This is a genomic window from Xanthomonas sp. NCPPB 3761 (genome assembly GCF_041475705.2).
Taxonomy (GTDB): Bacteria; Pseudomonadota; Gammaproteobacteria; order Xanthomonadales; family Xanthomonadaceae; genus Xanthomonas; species Xanthomonas phaseoli.
On record NZ_CM191262.1, the window covers coordinates 2,714,063 to 2,725,744 of the forward strand.

At 66.4% G+C, this 11,682-nt stretch carries 14 protein-coding genes; 9 read left to right on the plus strand and 5 right to left on the minus strand.

Translation table 11 applies throughout. From position 1 onward, the window contains the following. Window positions 1-44 precede the first annotated feature (44 nt). Together ACCQ00_RS11835 and ACCQ00_RS11840 are read right to left on the minus strand one after the other, a co-directional pair. A complete protein-coding gene (locus tag ACCQ00_RS11835; RefSeq protein WP_372353935.1) occupies window positions 45-314 on the minus strand; it encodes a BolA family protein in 270 nt (89 codons plus the stop codon). Further along, window positions 311-610, minus strand: coding sequence for a YciI family protein (locus tag ACCQ00_RS11840; RefSeq protein ID WP_039571903.1), 300 nt, complete (start codon window positions 608-610; stop codon window positions 311-313). Before ACCQ00_RS11840 ends, ACCQ00_RS11835 begins: the two co-directional genes overlap by 4 nt. Window positions 611-837: 227 nt before the next feature. On the opposite strand from ACCQ00_RS11840, the gene ACCQ00_RS11845 reads away from it, so the two are divergent. The 3 genes from ACCQ00_RS11845 to ACCQ00_RS11855 are packed head-to-tail and all read left to right on the plus strand — an operon-like array spanning window position 838 to window position 4,709. Next, a complete protein-coding gene (locus ACCQ00_RS11845) occupies window positions 838-1,866 on the plus strand; it encodes a segregation and condensation protein A (RefSeq protein WP_180301686.1) in 1,029 nt (342 codons plus the stop codon). Between the two features lie 13 nt (window positions 1,867-1,879). Continuing rightward, on the plus strand, window positions 1,880-3,088 hold the full coding sequence (scpB, locus tag ACCQ00_RS11850; RefSeq protein WP_039571905.1) for an SMC-Scp complex subunit ScpB: 1,209 nt from the start codon (window positions 1,880-1,882) through the stop codon (window positions 3,086-3,088). Continuing rightward, entirely contained in the window at window positions 3,081-4,709 is a 1,629-nt protein-coding gene (locus tag ACCQ00_RS11855; protein WP_039583902.1) for a pseudouridine synthase, read from the plus strand. Before scpB ends, ACCQ00_RS11855 begins: the two co-directional genes overlap by 8 nt. A 339-nt stretch (window positions 4,710-5,048) precedes the next feature. Here ACCQ00_RS11855 and ACCQ00_RS11860 read toward each other — a convergent pair whose 3' ends face one another. Continuing rightward, on the minus strand, window positions 5,049-5,486 hold the full coding sequence (locus ACCQ00_RS11860) for a hypothetical protein (RefSeq protein WP_039571911.1): 438 nt from the start codon (window positions 5,484-5,486) through the stop codon (window positions 5,049-5,051). A 163-nt stretch (window positions 5,487-5,649) separates the two neighbouring features. Here ACCQ00_RS11860 and ACCQ00_RS11865 point away from each other — a divergent pair, with 163 nt between their 5' ends. Next, complete coding sequence (locus tag ACCQ00_RS11865) at window positions 5,650-6,420, plus strand: glutaminyl-peptide cyclotransferase (protein WP_277601107.1); 771 nt, start codon at window positions 5,650-5,652, stop codon at window positions 6,418-6,420. A gap of 82 nt (window positions 6,421-6,502) precedes the next feature. On the opposite strand, the gene ACCQ00_RS11870 is transcribed toward ACCQ00_RS11865, so the two are convergent. Both ACCQ00_RS11870 and ACCQ00_RS11875 read right to left on the minus strand, forming a co-directional pair. Continuing rightward, window positions 6,503-7,306, minus strand: a complete 804-nt coding sequence (locus ACCQ00_RS11870; RefSeq protein ID WP_039571915.1) for an amidohydrolase — start codon at window positions 7,304-7,306, stop codon at window positions 6,503-6,505. A gap of 145 nt (window positions 7,307-7,451) precedes the next feature. Next, window positions 7,452-8,600, minus strand: a complete 1,149-nt coding sequence (locus ACCQ00_RS11875) for a pyridoxal phosphate-dependent aminotransferase (RefSeq protein ID WP_039571918.1) — start codon at window positions 8,598-8,600, stop codon at window positions 7,452-7,454. 225 nt (window positions 8,601-8,825) lie between these two features. On the opposite strand from ACCQ00_RS11875, the gene ccmA reads away from it, so the two are divergent. From ccmA to ccmE, 5 genes are all read left to right on the plus strand, one after another. Then, window positions 8,826-9,470: a heme ABC exporter ATP-binding protein CcmA gene (gene ccmA / locus ACCQ00_RS11880; protein ID WP_008573812.1), complete on the plus strand. Its 645-nt coding sequence runs from the start codon at window positions 8,826-8,828 to the stop codon at window positions 9,468-9,470. Next, window positions 9,467-10,162 (plus strand): heme exporter protein CcmB, encoded by a 696-nt coding sequence (ccmB, locus tag ACCQ00_RS11885; protein WP_003487009.1) that lies wholly within the window; start codon window positions 9,467-9,469, stop codon window positions 10,160-10,162. Before ccmA ends, ccmB begins: the two co-directional genes overlap by 4 nt. Window positions 10,163-10,256: 94 nt before the next feature. Beyond that, complete coding sequence (ccmC, locus tag ACCQ00_RS11890) at window positions 10,257-11,009, plus strand: heme ABC transporter permease CcmC (protein ID WP_008573810.1); 753 nt, start codon at window positions 10,257-10,259, stop codon at window positions 11,007-11,009. Further along, a complete protein-coding gene (locus ACCQ00_RS11895) occupies window positions 11,006-11,176 on the plus strand; it encodes a heme exporter protein CcmD (RefSeq protein WP_008573809.1) in 171 nt (56 codons plus the stop codon). The genes ccmC and ACCQ00_RS11895 overlap by 4 nt, the downstream gene beginning before the upstream one ends. Beyond that, window positions 11,173-11,643 (plus strand): cytochrome c maturation protein CcmE, encoded by a 471-nt coding sequence (gene ccmE / locus ACCQ00_RS11900; protein ID WP_039571923.1) that lies wholly within the window; start codon window positions 11,173-11,175, stop codon window positions 11,641-11,643. Before ACCQ00_RS11895 ends, ccmE begins: the two co-directional genes overlap by 4 nt. The last annotated feature ends 39 nt before the right edge of the window (window positions 11,644-11,682 follow it).

Sequence of the window (11,682 nt, forward strand, 5' to 3'; positions counted from 1 at the left end):
AGCAAACGGCTGGCACCACCGCAGTGCTCCCTGCATGGGAACGCTCAGCCAACCTCGCCCGGCGCGAAGGCCTCGATCGACAAGGCATGAATATCGGTCTGCATCAGCTCGCCCACCGCGGCATACACCGCGCGGTGCCGTGCCAATGGCGGCTTGCCGGCAAATGCAGCACTGACCACGCGCACATTGAAATGCCCACGCCCGTCGCGCGCGCCGGCGTGGCCGGCATGCCGCGCGCTGTCGTCGACGACGTCCAGCTCGGTCGGCACCAGTGCCGCCTGAAATGCTGCGCGGATCTGCTCGACCCGGTTCATGGCAGCACCCGGCGGAACGGGCGGACCTCGGTGCGCGTGTACACACCCGCTTCCACATAGGGGTCGGCATCGGCCCAGGCGCGGGCATCTTCCAGCGCGTCGAACTCGGCAATCACGACGCTGCCGCTGAAACCGGCCGGACCCGGATCTTCGGCATCGATGGACGGACACGGGCCCGCCACCAGCAATCGTCCCGCGGCCGCCAGCGCCTGCAGACGCGCCAGATGCGCCGGCCGCGCCTGCTGCCGCGCCGCCAGTGCGTCGGCCCGGTCATACCCCTCGATTACGTACCACACACGCCACCTCGCCAGAACTTGAAGATCGCCAAGGGGATTCTAGCTGGCCCGGCGCTGGACACCGCCCCCGCGCACGCATTACCCTTGCCACTACTGCACACGCAACCGGACGCAGCGGCCCGTCGGCCCAGGCTCAACGCTTTTCCCGACGACCGATTCGCTGCCCACCGCCGGCCCGCGTAGACGACCTCCTCGCTGTTCCGTCGCCGCATGCCACGCGGCGCACGTTGTATGTGGATTTGTGGGATCGTGCCGGCGCAGGCACGACATTGATCGCAATAACTCAAGGCAAAGCCCTGCGGGCGCGGCTTAAGACCGCCGCCGGCGACCGTAAGACCGATGTCGACCTGATGAATTCCGAACTCGCGCACGTCGCGACTCCGCCAGCCACGAGCGCGCCGCCACAGCAGCAGGAAATGCCGCTGGCGGTGGTGCATGGGCAACCGGTGCTGCAGATCCCGCAGGATCTGTATATCCCGCCGGATGCGCTGGAAGTCATCCTGGATGCCTTCGAAGGCCCGCTGGACCTGCTGCTGTACCTGATCCGCCGACAGAACCTGGACATCCTGGACATCCCCGTCGCCGAGATCACCCGGCAATATGTGGACTACATCAATGTGATGCAGGAGCTGCGCTTCGAATTGGCAGCCGAATATCTGGTGATGGCGGCGATCCTGGCCGAGATCAAATCGCGCATGCTGTTGCCGCGCCCCCCCAGCCAGGATGGCGAAGAAGAAGATCCGCGCGCCGAGCTGGTCCGCCGGCTGCAGGAATACGAACGCTTCAAGCAGGCCGCCGAGGATCTGGACACCCTGCCCCGCATGGGCCGCGACAGCGCGCCGGTGCAGGCGCATCTGCCCGAGCGCGCCGCGGTCAAGCTGCCGCCGCCGGTGGAATTGAAAGAAATGCTGATGGCGCTGTACGACGTGCTCAAACGCGCCGAGCTGTTCACCGGGCACGCGATCAAGCGCGAGGCGCTGAGCGTGCGCCAGCGCATGGGCGATGTGCTGAGCCGCCTGGACGACGGCAAGTTCTACCGTTTCGAATCGCTGTTCACGGCCGAAGAAGGCAAGCTCGGCGTGCTGGTCACCTTCCTGGCGCTGCTCGAACTGGCCAAGGAGCAGTTGCTGGACATCGTGCAGGAAGCGCCGCTGGCGCCGATCTACGTGAAGTCGCTGGCGTTGGGCAATACCAATGCGCCGTTGCAATTCTCCAGCGAATTCGACGACAGCGATGCCGCCAACGAATCTATCTGAAGCCGATCATCGAATGGATCAAGCGCTGATCACCCGCATTATCGAAGCCGCCCTGCTGGCGAGCAGCCAGCCGCTGACGCTGGCGCAGCTGCAGGGCCTGTTTCCGGAAGAAGAGCCGGCCCCGCCCGGCAGCGTGGAGCGCGCACTGGAATTGCTGCGCGAGGCCTGTGCCGAGCGTGGCGTGGAACTGGTCGAGGTGGCCTCCGGCTTCCGTTTCCAGGTCAAGGCCGACGTGCATGGCTGGGTCGCCCGGCTGTGGACCGAGCGCCGCACCAAGTACACCCGCGCCACGCTGGAGACCCTGGCGCTGATCGCCTACCGCCAGCCGATCACCCGCGGCGAGATCGAGCAGGTACGCGGCGTGGCAGTCAGCAGCAACATCATCCAGGCGCTGGAAGAGCGCGAATGGATCCGCGTGGTGGGCCACCGCGACGTGCCCGGCAAGCCGGCCCTGTTCGGCACCACCAAGGGCTTTCTGGATTACTTCGGGCTCAAGCGATTGGACGAGCTGCCGCCATTGTCTGAGTTGAAGGACATCGCCGAGCTGGAACCGCAGCTGCCGCTGGACCGCGACGGGCAACTGGATGGCGCCGTACCGGCGTCGGCAGCGATGGACGCGGCGCAGGATCAGGCCGATGCAGACCAGGCTGGCGCTGAGGGCGACGATACGGTTGCGAATACCGACGATGCGGATGCTGGCAACACAGACACAGATAGGGAAGCCAACGCTGGCGCTGCGGCTGACGACAGCGGCACCGGCGCTTTGCAAGCGGGTTTGAAAACGGACCAGACCGACGCCTCGGCGAACCCGGCCAGCAGCACCGAAGCACCGAGCGATGACCAGGCCGACGCCGAACGCGATACTGAAAGCGACATTGAAAGTGGTGCCGACGCCGACCAGCATGTACAGGACTCACCCGACGATGCCGCAGTCGACCGGCAACACCACGGTCTCGATGAGGCGATCGACACCGAAGCGGTCGATGCAGTGAACGACCAGACACAGCAGCACCCCGAGCATGGCTCGGCGCACCAGAACAACATGCAGGACCCAGACGACGCCCGTGAGGGCGACCCCGACACCGCGCCGGGAACGCGCGCGGATGCAGTGAACGAAGACGAAGACAACGCCGTCGCGACGACGACCGTGGCTGTTGACGAAGCCGATTCCGACCCAGAGGCCGACCCGCAACGCGGCGGCCGGAGCCAGACACATGAGTGACACGCCCCGCAAGCTGTCGTTGAACAAGCTTTCCCTCAAGCGCGACAGCGCGCCCGAAGCGCCCAAGCTGGAAGAGCGCCTGCACAAGGTGCTGGCCCAGGCCGGCCTGGGTTCGCGCCGCGCACTGGAGCAGCGCATCGCCGACGGCCTGATCAAGGTCAATGGCGCCGTTGCGCAGACCGGCATGTCGGTGCGCAGCGGCGACAAGATCGAGCTGGACGGCCGCAGCTTCGTGGCCAGCGCGCTGACCGAACCGTCGCGCGTGCTGATCTACAACAAGCCCGAAGGCGAAGTGACCACGCGCGAAGATCCCGAAGGCCGCCCGACCGTGTTCGAGTCGTTGCCGGCATTGAAGGGCTCGCGCTGGATCGCCATCGGCCGCCTGGACATCAACACCACCGGCCTGCTGTTGCTCACCACCGACGGTGAGCTGGCCAACGCGATGATGCACCCCTCCTACGAGGTCGAGCGCGAATATGTGGTGCGCGTGCGCGCGCCGGAAGGCGAAGAAAAAGTCTCCGATGCCATCATCGAGCGCCTGTCGCGCGGCGTGCTGCTGGAAGACGGCGGCGCCAAGTTCGACGAGATCGAACGCATCGGCGGCACCGATTCGCACGACTGGTTCCGCGTCGTGGTCAAGGAAGGCCGCAACCGTGAAGTGCGCCGCCTGTGGGAATCGCAGGGTTGCCAGGTCAGCCGCCTCAAGCGCAGCCGCTACGGCAAGATCTCGCTGCCGCGCGAGCTGCTGCGTGGGCACTCGGTGGAAGTGGCGCAGGACAAGGTTGACGCCTTGCGCGCCGAACTGAAACTGGAAGAAGGCGCGCCGTCGGCACTGACCCTGCAGCCGGTGATCGGCCAGCGCCGCGCCGCCAAGTCCACCGTGCACGTCTCGCGCGATGGCCGCAGCAATGCCTACGTCAACGGCCAGACCTCCGGCGCCGATGAAGGCCGCGAGCTGCGACGTTTCGACAACTTGCGCGAAGATCGCGGCCGCGGCGGTCGCGGCAAGCCTGGCGGCTTCAGGGGCGGCCTGACCGTCAGCGGCGAAGCGGCCGCCAAGCAATCGCAGCAGCGCCCGTTCAAGCAGCGCGGCCCGGCCAAGGGCGACCGTGGCGCGTTGCCGGACGGCAACCCGGCCGCGTTCCGCAGTTGGTATGTGCCCGATGGCGTGAGCACCGGCCCGAGCGGCCCGGGCACCGGCCAGGCACGCCCATATGCGAAGAAAGGGCCGGGCGGCGCGCGTCCCGGCGCTGGCGGTCCAGGCGGCGCCCGCTCGGGTGGTCCAGGACGCGGCGCTGGCGGCGGACAGGGTCAGTCGCAGGGTCAGGGGCAGCGCAAGCATCCGTATGGCCACCCGGGCAACGCACCGAGCTTCCCCTCCGATCACGCCAACCCGGGTTTCAGCCCGTACGGTACGGCACGCCCTGCTGGTCGCCCGAGCGGTGGGCGTCCGGGTCCGGGTGGTAATCGCGGCCCCGCGTCGGCCAACCGTGGCCCCGGCGGTCCCGGTGGTGGCGGGCGCGGTCCGGGCAGCCCAGGCGGCGCACCGCGCGGCCCCGGCGGCCGTCCGCCGGGCGGCGGCAATCGTCGTCCTCCCGGCGGCGGTAATCGCGGTCGTTGACCGTCAACCGATCCACGCAATAAAAACGGCCCCGAAAAGGGCCGTTTTTTGTGATGGACGCCACGGGGCATCCACCGAGACCGAGACGCTGCCGCGTATCCGGCGGTGCAGTCGTTTAACGAAAGCCACCTCGCTACGACGCTACCGCGATGCATGGGCCGCACGCACCGGTCCGGGTGGGCACGACCTCGATGCTGCGATCTAGCCTACAACACAACTGCGCGGCCTCCGTGTGGGCGCAAACGCCGTTCGACATCGACACGTACCGCTCGTGCGCTCCGGTGAAGGACGTGCAGTGCACGCCCATCCGGGGACCACTCGCTCAATTCGTTATCGCGCTTACTTGCGACGCTCGATCACGAAGTTACCGACGTTGACGCCCAGGTCCACGCCCTCGCCTGTGCCTGCCAGCGCGAGCGAGATATCGCCCTTGGTGACCACCTGTGCGGTGCTGGACTTCACCACACCCGCGTGCGCTTCGGCGGCCGCATACGTGCCGAACAGGTCGTTTAGGCTATAGGCGCCGCTAAAGGTGCCGCGGCCGCCGACGATCTTGGATTTACCGACCGTCAGGCCACCGCCTTTGCTGGAGATCTTGACCGGAATGACCGCACCGTTGTCGCACTTGATGGTGCCGGTACCGCTGGCGGTCTTGTAGAACACCGACCAGCCGGACAAGTTGAACGACAGCTGGCAATCGATATTGCCGGCGGCCCGCGCCTGCGGGGCCAGCGTGGCGGCGCCAAGCAGCGCGATAAGCGAAAGTGACTTGATCATGTGGGCAGTGCCAGTGGTGGACGTGGCGCGAGACTAGCAGCGCCGATGTGGCAGCCGCGACAAGATGCCAGCGCGACGCACGCGTTTGTTCAGCGAGGTCTTCGCTGGCTTCGAGATGTCAGCAGAACTGCCGTCTGCAGCCGCGGCATGGGATGATTGCCGCATGCCACGCACCGTCTACAGCCTGCTCGTCAGCGCCCTGCTGTTGCCCACCCTCGCCCACTGCGGCGAGGCGATTCCCACCCAGGGTTACACCGTCGTCAGGACCTATCCGCACGATACCGCCGCCTTCACCGAGGGCCTGTTCTATCTGGACGGGCATCTCTACGAGAGCACCGGCGAGCTGGGCCAGTCCAGCGTGCGCAAGGTCGACCTGGACAGCGGCAACGTCCTGCAGCAGGTCAATACGCCGCCGCCGTTCTATGGCGAAGGCATCGTGGCCTGGAAGGATCGCCTGATCCAGCTGACTTGGCGCAATCAGCGCGGCTTCGTCTACGACTTGGCCACGCTGGCACCGCGTACCCAATTCACCTATTCCGGCGAGGGCTGGGCGCTGACCAGCGACGACCGCCAGCTCTATATGAGCGACGGAACCGCCAACATCCGCCGCCTGGATCCGCAGAGCCTGAAGCAGATCGGCAGCATCAAGGTCACCGCCCGCGGCAAGCCGCTGGACAAGCTCAACGAGCTGGAATGGGTCAAGGGACAGTTGCTGGCCAACGTCTGGCTGACCACCCGCATCGCACGCATCGACCCCGCCAGCGGCAAGGTCGTCGCCTGGATCGACCTCAAGGCGCTGGTGCCGGACCCCGACACCTTGACCGACCCCACCAACGATGTCCTCAACGGCATCGCCTACGACGCCGCGCACGATCGCTTGTTCGTCACCGGAAAACGCTGGCCGAAGATCTACGAGATCAAGCTGGCTCAGTAGCCGGGATTGGAGATTCGGGATTGGAGATTGGCAACCGCGGGCAGGCAGGCATCTGCGCGGCAGTGCTTGTACCAATCTCGAATCACGAATCCCCAATCTCGAACCGATCGGCATCCAGCATCGCGGGAAAACGGGCGCGGTGCTCGGCCAGCGCGGTGGCGCTGAGGGTGGTGGTGACCACCTGCTCGCGTTCGCGAATTTCCACCTGCGGCTGGCCGAGGAAATCGATCACCGCGCTGTCGCCGGCGTAGTGCAGTTGGTTGCCATCGATGCCAATACGGTTGACCGCCGCGACGAAGCACAGGTTTTCGATCGCGCGTGCGCGCAGCAACGTCTTCCACGCATAGGCGCGGGCGGACGGCCAATTGGCGACGAACACTTGCAGATCGAAATCCAGTTGCCCCGGGCGCTCCACATCGAAGCGATTGCGGCAGAACACCGGAAAACGCAGGTCGTAGCAGACCTGCGGATTGATCCGCCAGCCCTTCCATTCCACGGTCAACCGTTCGCGCCCGGCCGCGTAGCGCAGATGCTCGTTGCCGAAGCGGAACAGGTGACGCTTGTCGTAATACTGCAGCGCCCCGTCGGGCGTGGCCCATAGCAGCCGGTTGAACACACCGGCCTCGGTGCGCAACTGCACGCTGCCGGTGAGCGCTGCACCCAGGCGTGCGGCCTGCGCGCGCACCCACGCCACGGTTGGCCCGTCCATCCCCTCGGCCTTGAAGATGGCGTCGTTGGAGAACCCGCTGGTGAAGGTTTCCGGCAGGATCACCAGATCGGTCTGCCCGGCAAGCGGCTCCAGCAACGCTGCGTAATAGTCGCGGTTACCGGCCGGGTCATGCCAGAGGGTGTCGCCTTGGATCAGGGAGATGCGCAGGTCGTTCATAGAGAGGCGGGATTGGGGAGTCGGGATTGGGGATTCGAAACAGCGGGTGTCGGGCGGCCTGGGCTATCGGTTTGGTGTGGATTCAAAGCGACAACAGCGCGCCGCGTTTTCCAATCCCCAATCCCGATTCCCGAATCCCCGCTCGTCAGAGCTGCTGCAAGCGCTCGATCGCTGCATCCAATGTCGCATCGTTCTTGGCAAAGCACAGCCGCGCCAGGCGCTGCCCTGCAGGCGGGTTCTCGTAGAACGGCGACAACGGGATCGCGGCGACGCCCTTTTCGATCGTCAGCCACTTCACGAATTCGGTGTCGGTCAGATCGCTGATGGCCGAGTAATCCACCAGCTGGAAGTAACCGCCGGGCACCGGCAACGGCTTCAAGCGCGTGGTCAGCAGCTGCTCGCGGAAGCGGTCGCGCTTGGCTTGGTAGAACGCACCCAGTTGCTCGTCGTGTTCGGGCTCGTCGCGGATCATCGCAGCGAAGGCGTGCTGGGCCGGACCGAAACTGGTGAAGGTGTTGTACTGGTGCACCTTGCGGAATTCGGCCGTGAGCGTCGGCGGTGCGATGGCGTAGCCGATCTTCCAGCCGGTGCAGTGGTAGGTCTTGCCGAAGCTGGAGATCACGAATGCGCGCTCGCGCAGTTCCGGCCAGCGCAGCACCGATTCGTGCCGGCGGCCATCGAACACGATGTGTTCGTAGACCTCATCGGACAGCAAAAGGATGTCGGTGCCGCGCAACAGCTCGGTCAGCGTCTGCATGTCGGCGGCCGACAGCATCGCGCCGGACGGGTTGTGCGGCGAGTTGATCATCAACAGGCGCGTCTTGGGCGTGATCGCGGCGCGCAGCGCAGCCCAGTCGACCGCAAAGGTCTGCGGGTGCAACGCCACATGCACGGCGCGTGCGCCGGCCAGCTCGATCGCCGGCTCGTAGCAGTCGTAGGCCGGGTCCAGCACGATGACCTCTTCGCCCACCCGCACCACCGCGTGGATGGCGTTGAAGATGGCCTCGGTGGCACCGCTGGTGACGGTGATCTCGGTGTCGGCATCGACGTGCGCGTCGTAGCAGCGCTGTGCCTTGCCGGCGATGGCCTGGCGCAACGCGGCCACGCCGGTCATCGGTGGGTACTGGTTGTGGCCGGCGGCCATGGCCTTGCCCAGTTCGTCGACCAGCCGCTGCGGCACCGCGAAATCGGGAAAGCCCTGGCCCAGATTGACCGCGCCGTGCTCGGCCGCCAGCTGCGACATGACGGTGAAGATGGTGGTGCCCACCTTGGGCAGCTTGGTCGTGAGGGGCATGGTGCCTGTCCGGACAAGAAACGGGGACCGCGAGTGTACGCAAAGCCGCCAGGCGGTTGCGCCCGGACACTGCAAAACAGCGTTCCCCGACCCATCGCGGCGCCTGTGGCGCTGCCGCAGATGTCCCCGGCATGCCACCATCGTCGCTACAATGCGCGCCCGGTCCGGCGCGTGCCTGCCCCGGCCCTTCCCCATGCCGTCCTGCGACCCGAGCCTGCTGCACCGATGATCGAACCGCTGCACACCGCACCGCCGCTGCTGGCGGCGCACGCCCTGGCCTTCAGCCGCAACGAAGAGCCGGTGTTTGGCCCGCTGGATTTCCATGTCGATGCCGGCGAAGCGTTGTTGGTGCAAGGCGACAACGGCGCCGGCAAGACCACGTTGCTGCGCGTGCTGGCTGGCCTGCTGCATGTGGAGCGCGGACAGATCCAGATCGATGGCAAGACCGCCAAGCGCGGCGACCGCAGCCGCTTCATGGCCTACCTGGGCCACCTGCCCGGCTTGAAGGCCGACCTCAGCACGCTGGAAAACCTGCACTTTCTGTGCGGCCTGCACGGCCGCCGCGCCAAGCAGATGCCAGGCAGCGCGCTGGCGATCGTCGGCCTGGCCGGTTACGAAGATGCGCTGGTGCGGCAGTTGTCGGCTGGCCAGCGCAAGCGGCTGGCGCTGGCACGGCTATGGCTCTCGCCGGCACCGCTCTGGTTGCTGGATGAGCCGTACGCCAATCTGGATCTGGACGGCATCACCCTGGTGAACCGAATGATCTCTGCGCATCTGCGCGGCGGTGGCGCGGCGCTGGTCACCACGCACGGTGCGTATGCAGCGCCGCCGGTGCGCACCCGCATGCTCACGCTGGAGGCTGCGGCATGAGCACGCATTCGCCGCAACCCTCGCTGTGGCAGGCCGCCCGCGCCCTGCTTGCCCGCGACCTGCAGCTGCTGTGGCGGCGCCGCAGCGATGCGTTGCAGCCGGCGCTGTTCGCATTGCTGATCGTGGTGTTGTTCGCGTTGGGACTGGGCGGACGCCCGGACCTGCTCGCGCAGGCCGCGCCGGCGGTGTTGTGGCTGTCGGTATTGCTGGCTGGCCTGCTGTCGCTGGACGCCTTGTTCCGCAGCGATGTGGAAGACGGCTCGATGGAACAATGGTTGCTGGCACCGGTGCCGTTGGCCTGGTTGATCGCAGTGCGCGTGCTGCTGCACTGGGCGACCAGTGCGTTGCCGCTGATTGCCGTGACGCCGCTGCTGGGCGAATTGCTGCACCTGCCGCATGACCAATTGCCGGTGCTGCTGGCATCGTTGGCGCTGGGAACGCCGCTCCTGAGCCTGCTCGGCGCTGTGGTGGCGGCACTGACGGTGACGATGAAACGCTCTGGTATTCTCGTGGCGTTGCTGGCGTTGCCGCTGTACGTGCCGGTGCTGGTGTTCGGTGCCGGCAGCGTGGCGGCCAGCGGACAAGGGCAGGATGCAGTGGGTGCGTTGTTGTTGTTGGGCGCCGGACTGGTGATCGGCGTGGTCCTGGCACCGCTGGCTGCGGCGGCCGCGATCCGCATTTCGTTGAGTTGAGCGCTGCACTCGATGCATTGTCGATAGCACGCCCCGTACAACGCGTTGTTGCTGTTTCGAGAGCCAATGCCATTCCAAAGGCTACTGCCATCGCATGAACGTCGTCGTCCGCTGGTTCCACCAACTCGCATCGCCCCCGATCTTCGACCGTTTCACTGCGCGCTGGGCGCCGTGGTGCTACGCGCTGGCCGCGTTGCTGCTGGGCGTGGGCATCTGGCAGGCCTTGTTCGCGGTGCCGGCCGATTACCAGCAAGGCGACAGCTTCCGGATTCTCTATATCCATGTGCCGAGCGCGTGGATGAGCCTGTTCGTGTTCGGGCTGATGGCGCTGTACGCGGCCATCGCGTTGATCTGGCGCATCAAGATCTGCGAGATCCTGGCGATGGCGTGCGCGCCGATCGGCGCTGCGTTTACCGTGATCACCCTGCTGACCGGCAGCATCTGGGGCAAGCCGATGTGGGGCGCCTGGTGGGACTGGGACCCGCGCCTGACCACCGAATTGATTCTGCTGTTTCTGTATCTGGGCGTGATCGGCCTGTATCACGCCATCGACGACCGTCGTCAGGCGGCGCGCGCGGCGGCGTTGCTGGCCATCGTCGGGGTCGCGCTGCTGCCGGTGATCCGCTATTCGGTGGTGTGGTGGAATTCGCTGCACCAGGGTCAGAGCATCCGCCTGCTTGGGCCTTCCACGATCGATGCAAGCATGCTGCTGCCGCTATGGTTGATGGTGATCGGTACCAAGTTCTGGTTTGTCGGGTCGCTGTTGACGCGCGCGCGCGCCGACAACCTGCGCCGCGAGGCGGGCAAGGCCTGGATCGTGCGCGATGCGCAGGAGAGCGCGGCATGAGCTACCTGCCTTACGTCATCGCCGCTTACGCGGTGTTCGTGCTGGTGCTGCTGTGGGATCTGATCGCCGGCCGTTGGCAGGTGCGTCGCGCCCTGAAGACCGCCCAGGCGCGCCGCCTGCGCGAGCGCAAGCGCGCGGTGCCCAGTGATGCGGAGCTGATCCGGTGAACCCGCAACGTCGCCGCCGCCTGTGGCTGGTGCTGGCCTTGATACTGGCCGGCGGGCTGGCAACCACGCTGGTGGCCATGGCCTTGCAACGCAACGTGGCCTACCTGTACACGCCCTCGGAAGTGCTGCGTGGCGACGCCGGCGCGCATTCGCGCTTCCGGCTTGGCGGCATGGTCGAAAAAGGCTCGTTCCAACGCGCCTCCGGCTCGTTGGAAGCACACTTCCGCGTCACCGATGGCGATGCGCAATTGCCCGTGAGTTACGACCGCATCCTGCCGGACCTGTTCCGCGAGGGGCAGGCAGTGGTGGCCACCGGCCGCATGCAGAACGGCATCTTCGTCGCCGAAGATGTGCTGGCCAAGCACGACGAAACCTATATGCCGAAGGAAGTGGCCGACAAGATGGGCAGCGCGCATCGCAAGCACGATGTGCCAGCCGCGGCGGATCAGGTTGGAGAGCGGCATTGATGACGTGCATCAGGCCATCTGCATGCCGGCAGGCGGATG